We start from the raw sequence: 22,808 nt of genomic DNA on the forward strand, positions 1-22,808 counted from the left end.
CGCATGCGAATACTTACGAACAGGTTTGTCCGCATCATGCGATCAGCGCTGTTCGTAAATCAAGCTTTGACCCGCTGAAATTTTAGCGTTGGGGCAAAAATTTCGGCGAAAAAATGAAAATGTAGATTAATAATCTGTAATTAAACAGAAAATTATCGGATCAATTTGCGGGCATTTCTGTTTGGAAGTGTGGGGGATGCCCGGGTTCAGGCCTTCCGGGCGATCCGCTTCCACAGATCGATCAGCTTGTTGGCCGTCTGCGGATCAGAATCGAAGCTCTGGTGCATGGCGATTCCGCGCAGCACCGAGAGGTGCAACTGCACCTTCAGATCAGCCTCGGCGTCGTCGACGTCGCCGCCGACCAGCCGCACGGTGATGCGGTCGCGTTTGCGGATCCATGACACCAGAATATCGCGCAGCGCGTGGCCCAGCTCGTTGTCCTGGCGCGCGGCGAGCATGAGCTCCATCGCCGCGATGTAGCGGCCGTCGGCGAAGATGTTGTTCCAGAGCGCGTCGATCAACTCGTCGACCGAAAGCTGCTCCTTGTCGGGGTCGAGTCCGAAGGGGTAGCCCTCCCGCCATTCGCCAACCAGCTTTTCGAATGCCGCGACCAGCATGTCGTTGCGGGTCGGGAACTGGTGGGTGAGCGCGCCGCGCGACACCTGCGCCTTCTGTGCGATCAGCGTCGTCGAGATCTGCTCGTAGCCGACTTCCACGAGGGCCTGAAGCGTCGCCTCGCAAACCTTGTTGCGGGTCTCCTGTGATCGCTCCGCCTGCGTGCGCCGCGGGCGTGCGGCAGGGGGCGATTTGGCCTCATCGCTCATGTTCTGTCCAGTGTTCGTGAAGTTACGAACTGGTCTACCTGTTTTCGAAGGGGTTGCAAATGGCGACCGCGGGTTTGCTGCGGCGGGAGACGAAACCTGCTCCACCTTGCGGTTCCGCCACGCTTGCTTTGCTCATTCGCTGACCGACCTTTTCCGCAGCGTCGGTCGCCCGGATTTTTCCGCAGGCCCCGCCGCTCGCCCGGGGCCTGCGCGCGTGGTCAGCCCTTGCCGTGCAGCATCGTCTCGACCAGCCGCTGCACGTCCAGCGCCTCCTGCGGCGTGGCGAGCCGGTGCGGCTTGCCGGCGATGCACAGCAGCATATCGTCGAGCTGGGCGCGCAACGCCACGGCGCGCGGCTCGCCGGAGGTCGCCGGGACGGGCACGAAGTCGCCTCCCGTCGAGACCGCCTCGTCCGAGAAGTTGGACACCCGGTGGCTGGCCTTGCTGCCCTTCACGGTGAACTCCTGCCGGTCCTGCTGCGCGCCGCCGACGCTGGCGAGGATCGAGACCGGCACGCCCTCCGCGGTCTCGAGCCGGGCCAGCAGCGCGGTCTCGCAGAGCGCCGGGTCGGCGGGATAGGAGGGCCGCGCCCAGACCACCGAGAGCGGGCCGAGAATGCGCTGGCTGAAGAACAGGAAGTGCGAGAGCACCTCGCGGGTCATGCCGCCCTCGGCGCGGAAGCGCAGCCAGTCCGCCGCGACCTGCCAGGCACGCGGCCAGGCGGCATAGGTGACCACCATGTCGACTCCCGCCAGATCGCCCATCTCCCCGGACTGCGCCGCCGCCGTGATGTGGCTCAGCGCCTCGCCGGCGGCCTGGGTGAAGTTGACCGCCGCGGGCACGCCGCTGGCGCGCAGTCCGGCCACCAGCTCTTCACTCGCGGCGAGGTCGACGCCGAGCGGCTTTTCGAGGAAGACCGCCTTGCCCGCCTCGGCCGCCGCCAGCGCATAGGCCATGCGCGGTTCGGGCGGGCAGGCGAGGTAGACCAGCTCGGCCTCCGCCATGGCCTCTTCGGCACTGGCCGCGACGGGCGTGCCGGGCGCCATGGACTGCGCCGCCGCGCAGCCCTCTGCCGAGGGATCCCACATGGCGACGACGGAATAGCCTTCGTGGCGCTGCATGTGCTCCAGCATGCGCCGCCCCATGATGCCCAGTCCGATGATTGCGGTCTTCACTGCCATGGCCCTGCCTGCTCCTTCGAAGTACTTGAATTCCCACCGGAGCCTGCGCCCCGGCATCGTCCCTCGCATGGCGCTGGAGAAGGGGCCAGAGTGGCGCAGCGTCAACCGGCCGGGCGGCGGCCCGGCTGGGCAGAAACCGGGCGCCCCGTCGCCGGACGAGGCAGGGCGCCCTTGTAAGGGGTCAGGCCACGACCGAGCCCACGGTCAGGTTCGTCACCGCCCGCGCGAGGCTTTCGCGGTCGAGCCCGAAGTGCCGGTAGAGATCGCCGATGGTGCCGGTCTGGCCGAAATGCTCGACGCCATGCGGGATGACCCGGTGCCCCGCGACCGCGCCCAGCCACGACAACGTCGCCGGGTGGCCGTCGATCGCGGTGACCAGCGTACAGTGGCGGGGCAGATCGCCCAGCAGCGCCTCCACATGCGAGCGCGCCGCCGGGTTGCCGCGCGCGCGATCGCGCTGCGCCGCGGTCCAGCCGGCGTTGAGCCGATCCGCCGAGGTCACCGCCAGCACGCCGACGTCGCGCCGGTGCTCGCCGATCATCCCCGCCGCGGCGATGGCCTCGTCGGCCACCGCGCCCTGGTAGGCGATGACGACCGAGCAGTTCGGTCCCGGCTTGCGCAGCCAGTAGCCGCCGTCGATGGCCCCCTGCACGAAGGCGTCGTCCTGCCGCTTGCCGGGCTGCTCGAGCGGCTTTGTGGTCAGCCGCAGGTAGACCGAGCCGCCGGTCTCGTCGCGCAGCCATGTCCGCTCGTCGGGAGCCCCGCCGCCGTCCTTTTGCGCCTCGCGCTGCAGGTAGTCGAAGGCCCATTCCATGATCACTGCCAGCTCGTCGGCGAAGGCGGGCTCGAAGGCCGCCAGCCCGTCCTGGCTCATGCCGATCAGGGGCGTGCCGATCGACTGGTGCGCGCCGCCCTCGGGGGCCAGCGTCACGCCAGAAGGCGTGCCGACGATCATGAAGCGCGCATCCTGGTAGCAGGCGTAGTTCAGCGCATCGAGGCCGCGGGCGACGAAGGGATCATAGACCGTGCCGATGGGGATCACCCGCTTGCCGAAGAGGCTGTGCGACAGTCCCGCCGCGCCGAGCAGCAGGAAGAGGTTCATCTCGGCGATGCCCAGTTCGAGGTGCTGCCCCTCGGGGGCGAAGTTCCACTTGGCGGTCGAGGGGATGCGATGCTCGATGAAGGCGTCGCTCTGCGCCGCGCGGGCAAAGAGCTTGCGGCGGTTCACCCAGGGCCCGAGCCCGGTGGTGCCGGTCACGTCGGGCGAGGTCGTCATGATCCGCGCAGCCAGGTCGCTGTCGCCGCGCGCCAGCTCGTCGAGGATCTTGCCAAAGGCCATCTGCGTCGAGATCTCGCGGCTGGTGTCGATGGCCACCGCCGGAACCGAGAGGCGGGCATCGGAATAGCGCCGCGCGCCCTTGGCGAAGAACGGCACGCGGGCGAGGAACTGCTGGAGCGCCTCGGCGTCCTTCACCGTGGCGAAGGGCTCCCATTCCGCGCCCTCGGCGACGCCCATATGCGCCTGCCACTCGGCCATCTGCGCCTTGGTCATCAGCCCGCCGTGGTTGTCCTTGTGCCCGGCGATCGGCGTGCCCCAGCCCTTGATCGTATAGGCGAGGAAGCAGACGGGGCGGTCATGGTCGATGGCGGCAAAGGCCTCGGCCATTGTGGCAACGCAGTTGCCGCCGAGGTTCTCCATCAGTGCGGCCAGCTCGGCATCGCTGCGCCGCTCGATCAGCGCGGTGACCTCGCCCTGATCGCCCAGATCCTCCATCAGCCGCTCGCGCCAGACCGCGCCGCCGCGGTAGGTCAGCGCGGAATATTCGGCGTTGGGGCAGGCGTCGATCCAGTCCCGCAGCCGCGCGCCGCCGGGCTCGTTGAACGCCTCGCGTTGCAGCGCGCCGTATTTCACCCGCACCACGTCCCAGCCAAAGGCCTCGAAGATCTTCTCGACCCGTTCGAACAGCCCCTCGCGCACGATGCCGTCGAGCGACTGGCGGTTGTAGTCGATCACCCACCAGCAGTTGCGCAGGTCGTTCTTCCAGCCCTCCTGAAGCACCTCGTAGATGTTGCCCTCGTCGAGCTCGGCATCGCCGACCAGCGCGACCATGCGGCCCGCCTCGACCTCGGTGCCCCAGTCCTTGGCCCGGATGAAATCCTGCACCATCGAGGCCAGCGCGGTGATGCCCACGCCAAGCCCGACGGAGCCGGTCGAAAAGTCGACGTCGTCGATGTCTTTCGTCCGGCTGGGGTAGCTCTGCACGCCGCCATAGCCGCGGAAGCGCTCCATCTTCTCGCGGGTCTGGTTGCCCATCAGGTACTGCATCGCGTGGAAGATCGGCGAGGCGTGGGGCTTCACCGCAACCCGGTCCTCGGGGCGCAGCGCCGAGAAGTAGAGCGCGGTCATGATCGAGACCATCGAGGCCGAGGAGGCCTGATGCCCGCCGATCTTGATGCCGTCCTCCTTGGGGCGCAGGTGATTGGCGTTGTGGATCATCCAGTGCGACAGCCAAAGCAGTCGCTGCTCGATCACCTTCAGGTGCTGCGCGTCGTCGGTCATGAAGTCCCTCCCTTTGCAGGCGAGAGTACACGAGACGCGGCAGAGGAACCCGCTTTTCGCATTGCGAGCCCCACCGTTCTGTAGTGGAAATGAGCGTCGAACCCGAAATCTTTGGCGGAAAGCTGCGCAGACCCCCACGCAGCAGAACGGGATCGCGCGAAAGCGCTGCCACGAGCTGCCGAAAACCCGCGCGGGCGAGTCACCCGAAGCCGCGCGCGCCGGGCGGCAGACCCGCAGGAGGCCCCAGACCTTGGACTACCGCAATTACCTATCGCCCGAGATCGTCGCCTTCATCGACGAGACCATGGCCTTCTACCCGCCGGATCTCGACCCGCGCGACTGGCCGGCGCAGCGCGCAGCCTACGACCGGATGGCCGCGCATTTCCACCGTGGGCGGCCCGAGGGGCTAGCCGTTGCGGACCGCGACATCGAGGGCGTGCCGGTGCGGCTCTATGGCTCCGCTTCCGATGTCACCGTGGTCTACGCGCACGGCGGCGGTTTCGTGCTCGGCGGGCTCGACAGCCATGACGACGTCTGCGCCGAGCTGGCGCAGCGCACGGGCAGCCGGGTGGTCTCGGTCGACTACCGGCTGGCGCCCGAGCACCCCGGCGTGGCGGGCCATGAGGATCTGATGCGCGTCACCGAAGGCTGCTGCGCCGAGGGGCCGGTGATCCTCTGCGGCGACAGCGCGGGGGCCTCGCTCTGCGCCACAGTCAGCGGCACCCGCGCGGACCTCGGGCTGCACGGGCAGGTTCTGATCTACCCCAGTCTCGGCTTTCCGCAGCAGGGCGGCAGCTTCGGGACGCACGCCGAGGCGCCGCTGCTGCGCACCGAGGACCTCGGGCTCTACCGGGAGGTGCTTGGCGGTGATCCCGAAGATCCGCGCGTCGCGCCCGCCAGAGGCGATCTGGCTGCGCTTCCGCCGACATGGCTCTTTCCGTCGGAATGCGATCCGCTGCATGACGACGCGCTGCGCTACGCCGCAGCGGCCCGTGCCGCCGGCGCCGAGGTGCACCTGCAGAGCCACGCCGGTCTGGTGCACGGCTGGCTGCGCGCGCGGGACGTGAACGCTCTTGCCCGCGCGAGCTTCGCGCAGATCGTGGAGGCCGTGGTTCAGCTCTCGCGCTGACGCGGACGGCTGCCGCGCGCCTTGCGGATCGGGTGGCCAAAGGCGATCCGGAACGCCTTGCTCAGGGCGGTGGCATTGGCATAGCCGCAGCGCAGGGCGATCTCGCGCAGGTCGTAGTCGGTGCTGGCGGCGAGCTCGCGCGCGTGGGTCAGCCGCATGAGCTGGTAGTAGCGCCCCGGCGACATCGCCAGCTCGGCCTGGAACAGCCGGTTCAGCGTGCGGCGCGTCAGCCCCGCGCGCCGCGCCAACTCCTCGAGCGGCAGGGGAGTCTCGATGGTCTCGACCATCAGGTTGACGATCTCGCGCAGCCGGGCGGTGCCCTTGCCGACCAGCCAGTTCGCGCCGCGCCCGCTGCGTTGCTGGCGCTCGGCATCATGCACGAACATCGTCGAGACGAGGAAGGCATCCGCCGGGCCGAACTGCTCGGAGATAATCGCCAGCATCAGCTCCAGCGCGGTCGAGGCACCGCCACAGGTCGAGACCCGGCCGCCACGCACGAACCGCGCGTCCCCCGCCTGCACCTTGGGGAAGGCCTCGGCGAATTCGGCGAGCACCGCCCAGTGGATCGTCGCGCCCTTGTCGTCGAGCAGGCCCGCGGCCGCCAGCAGCCAGCTTCCGGTGTCCGCCCCGACGATGGCCCGCGCGCCGCGCGTCAGCCGCCGCAGCGGCGCCAGCCGTTCCGGGCGGGCGTGGTCGCGGTAGCCGTAGCCGCTGACCACGATCAGCAGGTCGCAGCGGTCACAGTCGGCGACGCGCGCATCGGGCGAGATGTTCAGCCCGCTCGAGCTGCGCGCCGGCCCGTCGTCCGGCGTGACGATCCGCCACGAGAGCCCGCCCGCGCCCTGGTCACGGACCGCCCGGAGCGGCTCCAGCAGGCACGACAGCACCATGTTGGAGAAGCCATCGTAGAGCAGGAGGGTGACGCTTTTCATCGTGGTATGCAGCTTTGGAACATATTTTGTCACGATAGGGACATTTTGTGGCGAAGTCCCGGGCTATTCTTCGCGCGATTGGCAGCCGGATGCACGCCCGATCACGGGGCGCGCCGCCCGCTCAGCAAGGCGCGCGCACGGCTGCCGCAGCAAGAATAGCAGGAGTTCCCCATGCCTCTGGCGATGAACAAAGAGGTCTTCATCACCTGTGCGGTGACCGGCTCTGGCGGCACGCAGGACCGCTCGCCGCATGTCCCGCGCAGCCCCGAACAGATCGCCAACAGTGCGATCGACGCGGCGACGGCCGGCGCGGCGGTGGTGCATTGCCACGTGCGCGACCCCGAGACCGGTGCCCCGTCGCGCGATCCGGCGCTCTTCCGCGAAGTGACCGAGCGCATCCGCGACGCCGAGGTCGACGTGGTGCTGAACCTCACCGCCGGCATGGGCGGCGACATCGTCTTCGGCCCGACCGAGGCGCCGCTTCCGGTCGATGCCGCCGGCACCGACATGGTCGGCGCGACCGAGCGCATGGCCCACGTCGCGGAATGCCTGCCCGAGATCTGCACCCTCGACTGCGGCACCATGAACTTCGCCGAGGCGGACTACGTGATGACCAACACGCCGGGCATGCTGCGCGCCATGGGCGGCATGATGACCGCACTCGGGGTGAAGCCCGAGATCGAGGCCTTCGACACCGGCCACCTGTGGTTCGCCAAGCAGCTCGTCGCCGAAGGCGTGCTGACCAGCCCCGCGCTGGTGCAGCTCTGCATGGGTGTCCCGTGGGGTGCGCCGAACGATCTCAACACCTTTATGGCCATGGTGAACGCGGTACCCGAGGACTGGGCCTGGTCGGCCTTCAGCCTTGGCCGCGACCAGATGCCCTTCGTCGCGGCCTCGGTGCTGGCGGGTGGCAACGTCCGCGTCGGACTCGAGGACAACCTCTGGCTCGGCAAGGGTCAGCTCGCGACCAATGCGCAGCTCGTGGAGCGCGCGGTCACGATCATCGAGAACATGGGTGCGCGGGTGGTCGGCCCGGAGGCGGTCCGCGCGCGGCTCGGCTTGGTGAAACGCGCGCCGAAGGTGCTGGCATGAGCGCTGGCCGCGAGACTGCCGCCATCGTCGGCGGCGGGGTCATCGGCGGCGGCTGGGCCGCGCGCTTCCTGCTCAACGGCTGGGACGTAAACGTCTTCGACCCCGACCCCGATGCCGAACGCAAAATCGGCGAGGTCATCGCCAATGCCCGCCACGCGCTGCCCGGCCTCTATGACCGCGCGCTGCCGGACGAAGGCACGCTGACCTTTTTCGACGACATGGCCGAGGCCGTCGCGGGCGTGGACTGGGTGCAGGAGAGCGTCCCGGAACAGCTCGCGCTGAAGCACAAGGTGCTGGGCGCGCTGTCGGAGCTGGCACCGCAGAGCGCGGTGATTGGCTCCTCGACCTCGGGCTTCAAACCCTCGGAGCTGAACGCGGAGGGTGCGCGTGCCATCGTTGCCCACCCGTTCAACCCGGTCTACCTGCTGCCGCTGGTCGAGCTGGTCGGCACGCCCGAGCGCACCGGCCGCGCCGCCGAGCTGCTGCGCGCGCTGGGCATGTTCCCCCTGACCCTGCGCAAGGAGATCGACGCCCATATCGCCGACCGTCTGCTCGAGGCGGTCTGGCGCGAGAGCCTCTGGCTGGTCAAGGACGGGGTGGCCACCACCGAGGAGATCGACGAGGCGATCCGCATGGCCTTCGGCATCCGCTGGGCGCAGATGGGCCTCTTCGAGACGTACCGGATCGCCGGCGGCGAAGCGGGGATGAAGCACTTCATGGCGCAGTTCGGCCCGGCGCTCTCCTGGCCCTGGACAAAGCTGATGGATGTACCGGAGTTCACCCCCGAGCTGGTGGACCTGATCGCGGGCCAGTCCGACGCCCAGTCCGGGCACATGTCGATCCGCCAGCTCGAGCGGCTGCGCGACGACAATCTCGTCGGCATGCTGCGGGCGCTGAAGCGCAGCGGCTCCGGGGCAGGGGGCGTGCTCACCAGCCACGAGGCGGCGCTCGACCAGACCGGCAGCAGGGACGGGTTGCCGGTCACCGCGCGGCGGCAGGTGCCCTCGAGCTGGACCGACTACAACGGCCACATGAACGAGACACACTACCTCGAGGCCGCCTCGCTGGCGACCGACCGGCTGATGGAGATGGTAGGCGCGGGGGCCGAGTATATCGCCTCGGGCCGCAGCTTTTTCACCGTCGAGACCCACATCCGCTACCTGGACGAGGTGCTTGCGGGCGAGACGATCACCATCACCACGCAGGTGCTGCGGGGCGAGGGCAAGAAGATGCACCTCTTCCACCGGCTCTGGCGGGCGGACGGCGCGCTCGCGGCCACGATCGAGGTGCTGCTGCTCCACACGGATCTCACAACGCGGCGCTCCAGCCTGCCGGACCGGCCCGTCGCCGAGGCGCTGGCTGCGCTGGCGGAAAAACATGCTGAAATGGACAGCACCGGGGCCGGGCGCTTCGTCGGAGAGCGGCGATCCGGCGAATAAGTTGAGAAATTTGAGAATTACCAATAGGAAGTAGCGCAACGGAAACGACGGGCTCCCTTCCCGGAGAGGGGCCTGCAAGAAACTCAAAGAAAGAAACAGGGGTATCACATGACCAATCAGACCAAGACTTCGACCTATCAGCGGTTCAGCCGCAAGGGCCTGTCGCGCCGCAGCCTGCTTGGCCGAGCCTCCGTGCTCGGCCTTGGCGCTTTGATCGGGGGCGGCGTGCCGTTCAGCGCGGCGCTGGCGCAGGAGCCGGTCAAAGGCGGCATCCTGAAAATGGGCCTCGGCGGCGGCGAGAGCACCGAGTCCCTCGATCCGGCAATGGCGCTGGTTCAGGTGGCCTTCCACACCACCCGCACCTTCGGCGAGACGCTGCTCGACGTGAACCCGGACGGCTCGCTCGACATGCGGCTTGCCACCGATGTCAGCTCGAGCCCCGACGCCATGACCTGGACCTTCGCGATCCGTGAGGGCGTCAAGTTCCACGACGGCTCGGAGCTGACCGCCGAAGACGTGCTCGAAACCATGCGCCGCCATTCGGACGAGGACTCCCAGTCCGGCGCCCTCGGCATCATGAAGGGCATCAAGGACATGAGGGTCGAGGGCGGCAATTTCATCGTCGAACTCGCCGAGGCCAACGCCGACTTGCCCTACCTGATGTCGGACTACCACCTGGTGATCCAGCCGAACGGCGGCCGTGACAACCCCGGCGCGGGCATCGGCACCGGCCCCTACCGTGTGGTCGAGGCCGAGCCGGGCGTGCGCTACACCTTCGAGAAGTTCGCCGACTACTGGGACGACAGCCGCGGCCATTTCGACGGTGTCGAGTTCGCGGTGATCAACGACGCCACCGCGCGCAACGCCGCGCTGCAGTCGGGCCAGGTGCACATCATCAACCAGGTCGCGCCCAAGGTCGCCGGCCTGCTCGGCCGCGCGCCGGGCCTCGAGGTCAAGAGCGTGGCGGGGCGTGGGCACTACGTCTTCATAATGCATTGCGACACCGCGCCCTTCGATAATGCCGACCTGCGCATGGCGCTGAAATACGCGATCAACCGCGAGGAGATGGTCGACAAGATCCTGCAGGGCTACGGCTCGGTGGGCAACGACATCCCGATCAACGCGTCCTACCCGCTGTTCGACGACACCCGCCCGCAGCGCGCGTATGATCCCGAGCTGGCCAAGGAGTTCTACGAGAAGTCCGGCCACGACGGCAGCCCGATCGTCCTGCGCGTTGCCGAGGGCGCCTTCCCCGGCGCGGTGGACGCGGCGCAGCTCTTCCAGGAGAGCGCGCGTGCCTGCGGCATCCCGCTCGAGATCAGCCGCGAGCCCGATGACGGCTACTGGTCGGACGTGTGGAACGTGGAGCCCTTCTGCGCCTCCTACTGGTCGGGCCGCCCGGTGCAGGACCAGATGTACGCCACCGCCTACCTGTCGACCGCCGACTGGAACGACACCCGCTTCGACAATGCCGAGTTCGACGCCAAGCTGGTCGAAGCCCGCGCCGAGCTCGATCAGGAGAAGCGCAAGCAGCTCTACCGCGAGATGGCCGACATCCTCGCCGACGAGGGCGGGCTGATCTGCCCGATGTTCAACGACTTCATCGAAGGCGTGAGCGACCAGATCCAGGGCTGGGAAGAAAGCGGCGTTCTCGAAGTGATGAACGGTCTCGCACCGCACAAGTGCTGGCTGGCCTGAGGCCGCCCGCATGAACGCTTACATCGCGAAACTTGTGGCCCAGCGTATCGCGCTGGGCCTGCTGCTCATATTCCTCGTGTCGATCATGATCTTCCTCGGCACGCAGATCCTCCCCGGGGATGTCGCGCAGGCGATCCTCGGCCAGACCGCCACGCCGGAATCCCTTGCCAACCTGCGCGAGGAGCTGGGCCTCAACGCCTCCGCGACCGAGCGCTATTTCTCCTGGCTCACGGGGATCCTGCACGGCGATCTCGGCACCTCGCTCAGCAATGGCCGCGACATCGCCAGCGCGATCTCGGAACGGCTGGGCAACACGCTCTTCCTGGCCTCCTGGGCGGCGCTGATCTCGGTGCCGCTGGCGATCATCCTGGGTCTGGTCTCGGTACTCTACCGCGGCCGCTGGCCCGACAAGGTGATCTCTGCCGCGACGCTCTCGGCGATCTCGGTGCCCGAGTTCATGATGAGCTACATCCTGATGTACTACGTCGCGGTGCAACTCGGCTGGGCGCCCTCGGTGGCCATGCTCAATGACCGCATGAGCCTGCTCGAAAAGCTCCACGCGATCTCGCTGCCGATCGCCGTGCTGGTGATGGTGGTGCTGGCGCACATGATGCGCATGACCCGCGCCGCGCTGCTCAACGTCATGCAATCGGCCTATATCGAGACCGCCGAACTCAAGGGCATCCGCCGCTCCGCGGTGATCTGGCGCCACGCCTTCCCCAACTCCATCGCGCCGATCGTCAACGTGGTCATGCTCAACATGGCCTATCTCGTCGTCGGCGTCGTCGTGGTCGAGGTGGTCTTCGTCTACCCCGGCATGGGCCAATACCTCGTCGACCACGTCTCCAAGCGCGACGTGCCGGTGGTGCAGGCCTGCGGGCTGATCTTCGCGGCGGTCTACATCTTCCTGAACATGGTCGCGGACATCGTCTCGATCCTCGCGAACCCCAGACTGAGGCACCCGAAATGAGGCGTATTCCCATTCCCGCCCTGATCGGGCTTGTCATCACCGGCCTCTTCCTCTTCAGCGCCATCGCCGCCCCGCTCATCGCCCCCTACGGCGTCAGCGAGGTCGTCGGCGACGTCTGGGAGCCGGCCTCCAGCACCTTCCTGCTCGGCACCGACAACATCGGGCGCGACCTGCTGTCGCGGCTGATCTGGGGCGGGCAGACCACCATTCTCGTCGCCAGCGCGGCCACGGTGGTCAGCTTCGTCACCGGCTCCATCGCCGGGCTCTTCGCCGCGGTCATCGGCGGCTGGGTCGACCAGCTGCTGTCGCGCTTCGTCGATCTGGTCATGGCGATCCCGACGCTGATCTTCGCGCTCGTGGTGCTCTCGGTCATGCCGGTCACCATTCCCGTGCTGATCATCGTCATGGGGCTGCTCGACTCGACCCGCGTCTTCCGCCTGTCCCGCGCCGTCGCCAGCGACATCGCGGTGATGGACTACGTCGAGGCGGCGGAGCTGCGCGGCGAGGGCCGCGCCTGGACCATCTTCCGCGAGATCCTCCCCAACGCGCTCTCGCCGCTGGTCGCCGAGGCCGGCATGCGCTTCATCTTCATGGTGCTCTTCGTCTCGACCCTGTCGTTCCTCGGGCTCGGCGTGCAGCCGCCCGGCGCAGACTGGGGCGGCATCGTGAAGGAGAACAAGGACGGCATCGTCTACGGCATCCCCGCGGCGCTGCTGCCGGCGGTGGCCATCGCGGCGCTGGCGATCAGCGTCAACCTCGTGGCCGACTGGGTGCTCGACCGCACCTCCTCGCTGAAAGGAGGCCGCAATGGCTGACCCGCTTCTGCGCATCGACAACCTGAAGATCGAGGCGACGGCGCAGCCCCCCGGCGAAGCGCCCCGCCGCATCACCATCGTCGACGGCGTCTCGCTCGAGCTGGAAAAGGGCAAGGTGCTGGGCCTCATCGGTGAGTCCGGTGCCGGCAAGTCGACCATCGGCCTCTCGGCCATGGGGTACGGCCGCGGCGGCATCGAGCTGACCGGCGGGGAGATCGTGCTCAACGGGCGCGAGATCCGCGAGGCATCGGGGCGCACCCTGCGCAGCCTGCGCGGGGCCGAGGTGACCTATGTCGCGCAATCCGCCGCCGCCGCCTTCAACCCCGCCAAGTGCCTGATGGACCAGGTGGTCGAGGCCAGCGTCAGCCATGGTCGCGCCACCCGCGCCGTCGCCGAGGCGCGCGCCGTGGAGCTCTTCCGCAAGCTCGGCCTGCCCGAGCCGGAAACCTTCGGCAGCCGCTACCCGCACCAGGTTTCGGGCGGGCAGCTGCAGCGCGCGATGACCGCCATGGCGCTCTGTCCCGAGCCCGACCTGGTGATCTTCGACGAGCCCACCACCGCGCTCGACGTGACCACCCAGCTCGGGGTTCTGTCGGCGATCAAGACGGCGATCCGCGAACAGGGCGTTGCGGCGCTCTACATCACCCACGACCTCGCGGTGGTGGCGCAGATCGCCGACGACATCATGGTGCTGCGCCAGGGCAAGACGGTGGAATACGGCACCACCGAGCAGATCATCACCGCGCCGCAGGAGGAGTACACCAGGGCGCTGGTCTCGGTCACCGCCAAGGCACACGAGGAAAAGATCACCGAACTGCCGCCGGTACTCGAGATCGAGGGGCTCAACGCGCGCTATCGCGGCATGGACCGCAATGTGCTCTCCGATATCAACCTGGCGATCCAGCCGGGCACCACGCTGGCCGTCGTCGGCGAGTCCGGCTCCGGCAAGTCGACGCTGGCGCGGGTCATCACCGGTCTGCTGCCGCCGGTTTCGGGCAAGATCACCTTCGACGGGCGCGTCCTGCCCGCCGAGCGCAAGCGCCGCACGCGCGAGGATCTGCGCGAGCTGCAGATGGTCTACCAGATGGCCGATGTCGCGATGAACCCGCGCCAGACGGTGGGCACGATCATCGGGCGGCCCTTGCGCTTCTACTTCGGCATGAAGGGCCGGGAACAGCGGCGCAGGGTGATCGAACTGCTCGACCAGATCGAACTGGGCGAGGAGTTCATCGACCGCTACCCCGCGGAACTCTCGGGCGGGCAGAAGCAGCGTGTGTGCATCGCCCGCGCGCTGGCCGCCAAGCCCAAGCTGATCATCTGCGACGAGGTGACCAGCGCGCTCGATCCGCTGGTCGCCGAGGGCATCCTCAAGCTGCTCGCCGATCTGCAGGCGCGCGAACAGGTCTCCTATCTCTTCATCACCCATGACATCGCCACGGTCCGCGCCATCGCCGACACGATCGCCGTCATGCACCTCGGCAAGCTGGTCCGCTACGGCCGCAAGTCCGAAGTGCTGGCGCCGCCCTTCGACGACTACACGGACATGCTGTTGAAGTCGGTGCCCGAGATGCGCCTCGGCTGGATGGAAGAGGTGGCCGCCGGCTGAAGGTCTCCCCACGCACAGGTGCAGGCGCCCGCAAATGGCGGGCGCCGCGCAACAATGCCCTTGACCCTGCGTAGGTACTGAATAATAAAAAACCAAATACCGCCGGACCGAGAGGAGTTGGCCCGGCAGAGCAGGGAGGAGGAGACACCATGCTCAGCACGCCGATCCTGCAGTTCGGCACGAGCCGCTTCCTGCAGGCCCATGTCGACCTCTTCCTGTCGGAAGCCATGGCCCGCGGCGAGGCGCTCGGCCCGGTCACCGTGGTGCAATCCTCGGGCGATCCCACCCGCGCCGCGCGGCTGCGGGGGCTCACCGCGCCCGAGGGCTACCCGGTCCGCCTGCGCGGCCTTCGCGCCGGGCAGCAGGTCGACGAGGCGCGCCGCGTCACCAGCGTGAGGCGCACGCTCAGCACCGCCACCGACATGGACCAGCTGCTGGACCTCGTGCGCGGCGAAGTGCAGATCATCCTCTCCAACACCGCCGACGCCGGCTTCCGCCCGCAGCCCGCGGATGCCACGGCCGACACCCGCCCGCAGCAAGATATGTCCTACCCCGGCAAGCTCGCCCGCCTGCTGTTCGCGCGCTTCGAGGCAGGCGGCGCACCGATCCAGGTGATGCCGACCGAGCTGGTCCAGAACAACGGCGACGTGCTGCGCGAGCTTGTGCTCGCCGCATCCGCGGACCTCCCCGACGCCTTCCGCGACTGGCTCAGCACTGATGTGCTCTGGGTGAACTCGCTGGTCGACCGTATCGTCTCGGAGCCGCTGGAGCCCGCCGGAGCCGTCGCCGAACCCTATGCGCTCTGGGCCATCGAGGACCGCCCCGGCCTTATCCTGCCCTGCGCCCATCCCGACGTGCAGGTGGTCGGTGACCTGGGCCGGGTGGCGCGGCTCAAGCTCTTCATCCTCAACCTCGGCCACACCTGGATGGTCTCGCGCTGGCTGGATGAGGGGCGCGACGGGCCGTCGCGGGTCCGCGAGGTGCTGGCCGATCCCGAGCGCCGCGCCGCGCTCGAGGCGCTCTACCGCGAGGAGGTGCTGCCCGGCTTTGCCGCGGCGGGCGAGGGGGCGGCAGCCTCGGCCTATGTGGCGGAGACGCTGGACCGTTTCGCCAACCCCTTCCTCGACCACGCGCTGTCGGACATCGCGCAGAACCACTCGGAAAAACTCGACCGCCGCCTCGCCGCCTTCGTCGCATGGGCCCGCGGGCAGGGCGATCGCACCGACAAACCGCGGATCGAGGCCGCGCTGACACGCAGGGAGGAAACCGCATGAAGACCCCGATGAAAACCAGGACCATCGGCAACACGGGCGCCGAGGTGACCGAAGTCTCCTTCGGCTGCGCCAGCATCGGCAATCTTTACCGGAAGGTGACCGATGCGGACGCCGAGGCCGTGCTGCAGACCGCCTGGGACGCGGGCATCCGCTATTTCGACACCGCGCCGCACTACGGGCGCGGCCTGTCGGAGACCCGGCTGGGACGTTTTCTGCAGGGCCGGGACCGGGACAGCTATGCGCTCTCATCGAAGCTCGGGCGGGTGCTGTCGCCATCGCCCGAGCCGATCGCCGAGGCTGACAGCTACATCGAGCCCTTGGCCAACCTGATGACCTACGACTACTCCGGTGACGGCATCCGAGAGAGTTTCGAGCAGGCCTGCGGACGGCTCGGCGTCACCCGGCTCGACATCGCCTACGTGCACGACATCGGCGCCTACACCCACGGGGAGGCGGCCAACGCCGGGCATATGGAAGCGTTTTTCGGCAGCGGCTACGAGGCGCTGGTGAAGCTCAAGGAGGCGGGCAGGATCGGCGCCTTCGGCCTCGGGGTGAACGAGTGCCAGGTCTGCCTCGATGTGATGGACCACGGGCCCATCGACGTGATCCTGCTGGCCGGGCGCTTGACGCTGCTCGACCGCTCCGCCGAGGCGGAACTGGTGCCGCGCTGCCGGGAGGCCGGGACGAGCCTAGTGCTGGGCGGGGTGTTCAACTCCGGCATCCTCGCCACGGGGCCGGTCGAGGGCGCGACCTACGACTACGGCCCGGCGCCGAAGCAGGTGCTGGACCGCGTCGCCAAGCTGCAGAAGGACGCGGAAGCGCTAGGCATGCCGCTGGCCACCGCCGCGCTGCAGTTCGCCTTGGGCCATCCCGCAACGGCCTCGGTGCTGCTCGGCACCTCCAAGGCTTCGAGCCTGACCCGCAATCTCGAGGCGTTGAAGACCCCTGTCCCCGCGGGGACGGAGGCGCTTTTCGCCTGAGACTTGTCCCTGTGCCTTGGCCTTTCGTGGGGCCTCAGCCCAGTCGGTGGTCGCGGAGCGAGGAGAGCAGCGTCGTCTTCGAAGTCAGGAGATGCCGCCGCGCTGCCTGCTCCGAGGCCGCCGCGTCGCGCAGGAGCAGCGCGTCCAGTAGCTCCAGGTGCTCACCGATGGCAGCCTGGTTTCTGTGCCGTTCCAGGGTCTTGTCCCACATGTAGTGGTAGTGGAAGATCAGCGCGATCACCTTCTGGAACTCCGCTACGAAGCGGTTCTGCACCACCGAGTTGATCGTCGCGTGGAAGCGCTCGTCGAGCGGCGAGAAGTCGTGGAAGTCGCTCTCGATCCGGTCGAGCAGGTCGAGGTGTTCGGCGTGCAGTGCTTCGAGCTTGGGCCAGATCGGGTGACTGCCCGGCAGGGTCACGAGGTGCTGCACCGCGTTCAGCTCCAGCAGGCTGCGGAACTCCGACAGCTCCACCGCGAAACCCGCGGTGAAGCCGAGCAGCAGCCAGCCCCCCTTCTTGCGGCGCTCGACGAGGCCGAAGCGGCTGAGCCCGGCGAGGAACTCCTGCAGGAGCTGCGGCGTCACCCCGAACTCGCGCGATAGCGCGGCGACGTTGAGCGGTGTCCCCGCAGGGACGTCGAAGCGCAGGATCCATTCGAGGAAGCGCTGCTCGAGCGTTTCGGGATCCTCGGTCTGCATGTCGAGCGGCACCCGGTCCTCGGCATGCGGGGCGCGGAGCAGGGTCTTCTCGCGGCCATCCCAGCGGATCAAGCCGTCGTCCGAGGCGCGCTGCAGGCAGGCGCGCACGACGGTGCGGCTGACGCCGAGCCGATCGCCGAGGGCGTTCTCGGAGGGGAGCGAGTCGTCGGGAGAGAGCCCGGCGCAGAGATCGAGCAGGGCATTGTAGGTCTCGCGGAAGCGGGTGTCGCTGCGGGCCATGGGTCAGAACCCTGCGGGTCGGCTTGGCTGAGCGTGCGTCATGTGGTCCTTCCCGGTGCGCCACTTGGTATTTTACCGATGAATTAAATTATTAAAAACACTTGACCCGGGTCAAGCATCACGACACCCTGTTTTTAATAATTTTGTGCCGCGTGGAGGAGGGACCATGACTCGGCACAGTCGGAGGACCCCGGGAGGACCCATGGCCAATATTTCGCAGCCGTCGCAAGGCGCCTGGACCCGCATGCTGCCCAACTCGGCTGCAGCCTTTCACCGCATCTCGGCGCTACTGACGCTGGCGATCCTGGTGATCGCCTTCTCCTTTGCCAGCCCGGCCTTCCTGTCGGTGAACAACACGCTGACCATCCTGCTGCAGACCTCTGTGATCGGGCTGCTGGGCATCGGCATGACCATGGTGATCATCACCGGCGGCATCGACCTGTCGGTGGGCTCGGTGCTAGCGCTTTCGGGCACTGTGACCGGCATGATGGTCAAGGCCGGTGTGCCGGTGGTGCCGGCGATGATGCTGGGCGTCTGCATGGGCGCGGCCTGCGGCCTCTTCAACGGCTTCGTCGTCACAAAGATGAAGATCACGCCTTTCGTCGCCACGCTCGGGATGATGCTGATCGCCCGCGGCGCGGCGCTGCAGCTGACCGGCGCGGCGCCGATCTCGCAGCTCGGCGAGGCCTTCGGGGTGCTCGGCAATGGCGCGCTGTTCCGGGTCGTCGAGATGGGCGACAACGGCTTTCCGCGGGTGATCTTCCCCGGCATTCCCTATCCGGCGATCCTGCTGGTGGTGGTGGCGATCGTCGCCTCCTACATGCTGCGTCGCCGTGCCATCGGGCGGCACATCTACGCCACCGGCTCCAACGAGGAAGCGGCGCGGCTCTCGGGCGTGCTCGTGGATCGCACCAAGCTCATCGCCTACACGCTGTCGGGCGCTCTGGCGGGCGTGGCGGGCAACGTGCTGATGTCGCGGCTGATCACCGCGCAGCCGAGCGAGGGCGTGATGTACGAGCTCGACGCCATCGCTGCGGCAGTGATCGGGGGCGCCTCGCTGATGGGCGGCGTCGGCGGCATCTCGGGCACGATGATCGGTGCCTTCATCATCGGCGTGCTGCGCAACGGGCTGAACATGGGCGGCGTGTCGTCCTTCATCCAGCAGATCGTCATCGGCTTCGTCGTCATCGGCGCCGTCTACATCGACCAGCTGCGCAACCGCCGCTGAGGCGGGCGCGGCCCCGAACGACCCCGGGAAATTTCCAACGAAGACTGTCATCTAGGGAGGAAAGACAGGATGAACGGAAGACTGACCAGCCTCATGGCCGCGAGCGCGCTGGCGCTGACCGCGGCGGGCGCCGCCCAGGCGGGCGAGATCGCGGTGATCGTGAAGACCACCAGCTCGAACTTCTGGCAGAACGTGAACCTCGGCGCCACGGCGGCGATCGAGGGCCAGTCCGAGCACAGCATGAGCTTCGACGGTCCGGCCACCGAGAGCGCCATCGCCGACCAGGTGAACCTTGTCGAGAATGCCATCAACCGCGGCGTTGCGGGCATCGTGCTGGCACCCTCGGACCCCGAGGCGCTGGCCCCGGCGGTCAAGCGCGCCTACGAGTCGGCGATCCCCGTGGTGATCATCGACTCTGCCCTGACCGACAGCGCCGAGGGCACCTACCAGGCGTTCCTGTCGACCGACAACTGCGCCGCGGGCGAGCTGGTCGCCAGCGCGATGATCGACAAGGTCGGCACCGAGGGCAAGGTCGCGGTGATGTCCTACGTCGCGGGCGTCGGGTCGGAAATCGGCCGCGTCGGCTGCTTCAGCGACTACCTTGCGGCCAACTCCTCGCTGGAGATCGTCGGGCCCTATTACTCGCAGTCGCAGATGGCCAACGCGCTGAACCAGACCACCGACGTGCTGGCGGCGAACCCGGACCTCGTGGGCATCTTCGGCGCCAACGAGCCCACCGCCGTGGGCATGGGCCGCGCCATCGAGCAGGCCGGCAAGGCGGGGCAGATCGCCGCCTTCGGCTTCGACGGCAATGCCGACCTGCAGGAATTCGTGCGCTCGGGCACGCTCGAGGCGATCGCCGTGCAGGGCTCGTTCCAGATGGGCGAGCTGGGCGTCAACGCGGTGATGGACGTGCTGGCGGGCAACAAGATCGAGCCCTTCATCGACACCGGCGTGGTGCTGGTGACCAAGGACAATATCGACGCCCCCGAGGCGCAGAACGTCCTCTACTGAGCGATGCGGCCGGGGCCCTCGCGGTCCCGGCCAGACCCATGGAAGGAAGCGCAGCATGAGCCAGACCCTGCAAGCCGCCGCCCGGTTTGACGCCGAGACCACCCCCCTCGTCGAGATGCGCGGCATCGAGAAGCACTTCGGCGGCGTGGTGGCCGTGGACGGGGTCTCGCTCGACCTGCGCCCCGGCGAGGTGGTCGGCGTGCTCGGCCACAACGGTGCGGGCAAGTCCTGCCTGATGCGCATCCTTTCGGGCGCCATGGCGCCGAGCCGCGGCGAGATCCGCATCGCCGGCGACGTGGTCGAGATGGGCTCGCCGCAGGACGCGCGGGCGCATGGTGTCGAGACCATCTACCAGACGCTGGCGCTGGCCGATCACCTCGACGCGCCGTCCAACCTGTTTCTGGGGCGCGAGCTGAAGACCCGCTTCGGCAATCTCGACGACAAGCGCATGCTGGCCGAGGCGCGCAAGGTGCTGGCGACGCTGAACCCGAATTTCACCAACCTCAAGGACCCGGTTTCCAGCCTCTCGGGCGGCCAGCGGCAGGTCATCGCGATTGCCCGCGCCATCTACTTCGACGTGAAGATCCTGATCATGGACGAGCCGACGGCGGCGCTCGGCCCCTCGGAGACGGCGATGGTCGCCGACCTCATCCGCAAGCTGCGGGCGCAGGGCATCGGCATCTTCCTTGTCAGCCACGACATGCACGATGTCTTCGACCTCTGCGACCGGGTGGTGGTGATGAACAAGGGCAAGCTTGTCGGCGCCCATGACATCGACGAAGTGCACAAGGACGACATCCTGTCGCTGATCATCAAGGGCGAGCTGCCCACGGACTGGCGGCCGCGCAACCTCGGCGAGCTGGAGGCGGCGCGATGAACAGCCACACCGAGACCATGCTCTGCGGCACCTGCCTCGAGCCCGGCAAATTCGCGCTCGAGGCGCGGCCGAAGCCCGCCAGCGCGCCCGACGGCTGGGTGCTGGTGGATATTGCCGCCGTCGGCATCTGCGGCACCGATTACCACATTCTCGAGGGCAAGCACCCATTCTTGCAGTACCCGCGGGTGATCGGCCACGAGCTCTCCGGCCATGTCGCCGAGGATGCGGCGGGCTGGAACAAGGGCGAGCTCGTCGTGATCAACCCCTATCTTTCCTGCGGCGAGTGCCGGGCCTGCAAGCGTGGCAAGCCCAATTGCTGCATCTCCATCGAGGTTCTGGGCGTGCACCGCGACGGCGGGCTCTGCGCGCGCATCGCGGTGCCTGCGGGCAATCTCTACGCCGCCGAGGGGCTGCGCCCCGAGCAGGCGGCGATGGTCGAGTTCCTCGCCATCGGTGCGCATGCGGTGCGCCGCTCGGACATCATGGCCGGCGATCGGGTGCTCGTGACCGGGGCGGGGCCGATCGGGCTCGGCACGGCGCTCTTTGCCCGGCTCGAAGGGGCCGAGGTGCACCTGATGGATCTCAGCCCCGCGCGGCTCGAGCAGGCGCAGCGGCTTTTCGGGTTCGAGCACCTGCACGTGGCGGGAGAGCCGATCCTCGAGGGCGACCTGTCGGACGGTTTCGACCTGATCTTCGACGCCACCGGCAACGCGAAGGCCATCGAGGCGGGCTTCCCGCTGCTGGCGCATGGCTCGACCTACGTGCTGGTCAGCGTGGTGAAGGATCAGATCACCTTCGAGGACGCCGAGTTCCACAAGCGCGAGACCCGGATCATCGGCTCGCGCAACGCGCTGAAGGCGGATTTCGAGCGGGTGATGGCAGCCATCGCGTCGGGGGACATCGACACGGCTGCTCTGCTGTCGGAGCGCATCGCGCTGGCCGATCTGCCCGAGCGCTTCCCGCTGCTGGCCAAGGATCGCGACGCGCTGATCAAGGCGGTGGTCACGCCGCTGGGGTAGTTGGATGCGACGGGAGCCGGGCGTGCCTCAGCCCGCCCGGACGGCCGGGGCGCGTATCGCCTTTCGCCTTGAAACCCCTCCTGGCGCCTGTCTAGCTGTCCTCTAGGAGAGGCGCCCGCCGCGCCATTGAGGAGATATCACTCATGACCCGACCCGTTATGACCCGCACGGGCCGCCGCTGATGGAAGCCGTCGTCATCCACGCCCCGAAGGATCTGCGTCTGGACACCATGCAGGGCGCCCCGGCGCCCGGTCCGGGTGAGCTGCGCATCGCCGTCAGCCACGGTGGCATCTGCGGCTCGGACCTGCATTACTACCTGCACGGCGGCTTCGGGGCGATCCGCATCCGCGAGCCGATGGCGCTGGGGCACGAGGTCTCGGGCATCGTCACCGACGTCGGCGCCGGGGTCAGCGGGCTTTCGGAGGGCGACCGGGTGGCGATCAACCCCTCGCGCCCCTGCAATGAATGCGAATACTGCCTGCGCGGCATGGCCAACCATTGCCTCGACATGCGGTTTGCCGGGTCCGCCATGCGTTTCCCGCACGAGCAGGGCTTCTTCCGGGCGCAACTGACGCTGCCCGCCCGGCAGGCGGTGCGGCTGTCGCACAAGGCCGATCTCGCGCTCACCGCCATGTCCGAGCCGCTGGCGGTCTGCCTGCACGCGGTGAGCCAGGCGGGCAGCTTGATCGGCAAGCGCGTGGCGGTCTCGGGCTGCGGCCCGATCGGCTGCCTGACCATCGCGGCGGCGAAGCTCGCCGGGGCAGAGGAGATCGTGGCGACAGATATCTCCGCCTCGGCGCTGGAGGTGGCGAAGACCATGGGCGCGGACCGGACCCTCAACCTCGCCGAACAGGAGGCCGCGCTCGAGCCGCTGCAGGCGGGCAAGGGGCAGGTCGATGTGCTCTTCGAATGCTCGGGCGCCCCGGCGGCGGTCGCCGCGGGATGCGCGATCCTGCGGCCGCGCGGCAAGATGGTGACCGTCGGCCTCGGCCCGGAAACGCCGCTGCCGATGACCGTCATCGTCGCCAAGGAGTTGCGGCTCATGGGCAGCTTCCGCTTCGATCCCGAGTTCGCCACGGCGGCGCGGCTGATCGACAGCGGGCGGCTCGACGTGAAGCCCTTGCTCACCGGCGTGCTGCCGGTGGCCCAGGCGCAGGACGCTTTCGAGTTGGCCGCCGACAAGACCCGCGCCATGAAGGTGCAGATCGCCTTTCCCGAACCCTGAACAGACGA

At 68.2% G+C, this 22,808-nt stretch carries 19 protein-coding genes; 14 read left to right on the forward strand and 5 right to left on the reverse strand.

The features are described from left to right. Window positions 1-206 precede the first annotated feature (206 nt). From LC039_RS17985 to LC039_RS17995, 3 genes are all read right to left on the reverse strand, one after another. A complete protein-coding gene (locus LC039_RS17985; protein ID WP_226627049.1) occupies window positions 207-824 on the reverse strand; it encodes a TetR/AcrR family transcriptional regulator in 618 nt (205 codons plus the stop codon). Between the two features lie 218 nt (window positions 825-1,042). Next, window positions 1,043-2,005, reverse strand: a complete 963-nt coding sequence (locus LC039_RS17990; RefSeq protein ID WP_226627051.1) for a Gfo/Idh/MocA family protein — start codon at window positions 2,003-2,005, stop codon at window positions 1,043-1,045. A 181-nt stretch (window positions 2,006-2,186) separates the two neighbouring features. Beyond that, a complete protein-coding gene (locus tag LC039_RS17995; protein WP_226627053.1) occupies window positions 2,187-4,565 on the reverse strand; it encodes a 1-deoxy-D-xylulose-5-phosphate synthase N-terminal domain-containing protein in 2,379 nt (792 codons plus the stop codon). Window positions 4,566-4,815: 250 nt separating this feature from the next. Between LC039_RS17995 and LC039_RS18000 the strand changes: the two genes are divergently transcribed. Then, window positions 4,816-5,694 carry an alpha/beta hydrolase fold domain-containing protein gene (locus LC039_RS18000; protein WP_226627055.1) on the forward strand — a complete coding sequence of 293 codons (879 nt, stop codon included), beginning with the start codon at window positions 4,816-4,818 and terminating at the stop codon, window positions 5,692-5,694. Here LC039_RS18000 and LC039_RS18005 read toward each other — a convergent pair. After that, window positions 5,679-6,626, reverse strand: a complete 948-nt coding sequence (locus LC039_RS18005; RefSeq protein WP_226627057.1) for a GlxA family transcriptional regulator — start codon at window positions 6,624-6,626, stop codon at window positions 5,679-5,681. The genes LC039_RS18000 and LC039_RS18005 overlap by 16 nt on opposite strands. A 171-nt stretch (window positions 6,627-6,797) precedes the next feature. On the opposite strand from LC039_RS18005, the gene LC039_RS18010 reads away from it, so the two are divergent. The 8 genes from LC039_RS18010 (at window position 6,798) to LC039_RS18045 (ending at window position 16,500) form a co-directional block, all read left to right on the forward strand. After that, the gene (locus LC039_RS18010; protein ID WP_226627059.1) at window positions 6,798-7,718 is read left to right on the forward strand and encodes a 3-keto-5-aminohexanoate cleavage protein; all 921 of its coding nucleotides are present in this window, start codon (window positions 6,798-6,800) and stop codon (window positions 7,716-7,718) included. Beyond that, window positions 7,715-9,157, forward strand: a complete 1,443-nt coding sequence (locus tag LC039_RS18015; protein ID WP_226627060.1) for a carnitine 3-dehydrogenase — start codon at window positions 7,715-7,717, stop codon at window positions 9,155-9,157. The genes LC039_RS18010 and LC039_RS18015 overlap by 4 nt, the downstream gene beginning before the upstream one ends. Window positions 9,158-9,265: 108 nt before the next feature. Then, window positions 9,266-10,855 carry an ABC transporter substrate-binding protein gene (locus tag LC039_RS18020; RefSeq protein ID WP_226627062.1) on the forward strand — a complete coding sequence of 530 codons (1,590 nt, stop codon included), beginning with the start codon at window positions 9,266-9,268 and terminating at the stop codon, window positions 10,853-10,855. Window positions 10,856-10,865: 10 nt separating this feature from the next. Continuing rightward, window positions 10,866-11,825 carry an ABC transporter permease gene (locus LC039_RS18025; protein WP_226627064.1) on the forward strand — a complete coding sequence of 320 codons (960 nt, stop codon included), beginning with the start codon at window positions 10,866-10,868 and terminating at the stop codon, window positions 11,823-11,825. Beyond that, window positions 11,822-12,640 carry an ABC transporter permease gene (locus LC039_RS18030; protein WP_226627066.1) on the forward strand — a complete coding sequence of 273 codons (819 nt, stop codon included), beginning with the start codon at window positions 11,822-11,824 and terminating at the stop codon, window positions 12,638-12,640. Before LC039_RS18025 ends, LC039_RS18030 begins: the two co-directional genes overlap by 4 nt. Next, a complete protein-coding gene (locus LC039_RS18035; protein WP_226627068.1) occupies window positions 12,633-14,246 on the forward strand; it encodes an ABC transporter ATP-binding protein in 1,614 nt (537 codons plus the stop codon). The genes LC039_RS18030 and LC039_RS18035 overlap by 8 nt, the downstream gene beginning before the upstream one ends. 149 nt (window positions 14,247-14,395) lie before the next feature. After that, window positions 14,396-15,520: a mannitol dehydrogenase family protein gene (locus tag LC039_RS18040; protein WP_226627070.1), complete on the forward strand. Its 1,125-nt coding sequence runs from the start codon at window positions 14,396-14,398 to the stop codon at window positions 15,518-15,520. An 8-nt stretch (window positions 15,521-15,528) separates the two neighbouring features. Further along, window positions 15,529-16,500, forward strand: a complete 972-nt coding sequence (locus LC039_RS18045; protein ID WP_226627071.1) for an aldo/keto reductase — start codon at window positions 15,529-15,531, stop codon at window positions 16,498-16,500. Window positions 16,501-16,534: 34 nt separating this feature from the next. On the opposite strand, the gene LC039_RS18050 is transcribed toward LC039_RS18045, so the two are convergent. After that, a complete protein-coding gene (locus LC039_RS18050) occupies window positions 16,535-17,437 on the reverse strand; it encodes a GntR family transcriptional regulator (protein WP_226627073.1) in 903 nt (300 codons plus the stop codon). Window positions 17,438-17,639: 202 nt separating this feature from the next. Here LC039_RS18050 and LC039_RS18055 point away from each other — a divergent pair, with 202 nt between their 5' ends. The 5 genes from LC039_RS18055 (at window position 17,640) to LC039_RS18075 (ending at window position 22,800) form a co-directional block, all read left to right on the forward strand. Then, a complete protein-coding gene (locus LC039_RS18055) occupies window positions 17,640-18,665 on the forward strand; it encodes an ABC transporter permease (protein ID WP_226627075.1) in 1,026 nt (341 codons plus the stop codon). A 69-nt stretch (window positions 18,666-18,734) separates the two neighbouring features. Then, complete coding sequence (locus LC039_RS18060) at window positions 18,735-19,679, forward strand: ABC transporter substrate-binding protein (RefSeq protein WP_226627077.1); 945 nt, start codon at window positions 18,735-18,737, stop codon at window positions 19,677-19,679. A 55-nt stretch (window positions 19,680-19,734) separates the two neighbouring features. After that, window positions 19,735-20,556 (forward strand): ATP-binding cassette domain-containing protein, encoded by an 822-nt coding sequence (locus LC039_RS18065; protein WP_226627079.1) that lies wholly within the window; start codon window positions 19,735-19,737, stop codon window positions 20,554-20,556. Next, window positions 20,553-21,575, forward strand: a complete 1,023-nt coding sequence (locus LC039_RS18070) for a zinc-binding alcohol dehydrogenase family protein (protein ID WP_226627081.1) — start codon at window positions 20,553-20,555, stop codon at window positions 21,573-21,575. Before LC039_RS18065 ends, LC039_RS18070 begins: the two co-directional genes overlap by 4 nt. A 181-nt stretch (window positions 21,576-21,756) precedes the next feature. Further along, window positions 21,757-22,800, forward strand: a complete 1,044-nt coding sequence (locus LC039_RS18075; protein ID WP_226627082.1) for an L-idonate 5-dehydrogenase — start codon at window positions 21,757-21,759, stop codon at window positions 22,798-22,800. Window positions 22,801-22,808 lie beyond the last annotated feature (8 nt).

Origin of the sequence: Alloyangia pacifica (assembly GCF_020524285.1) — a bacterium.
Lineage (GTDB): Bacteria > Pseudomonadota > Alphaproteobacteria > Rhodobacterales > Rhodobacteraceae > Salipiger > Salipiger pacificus_B.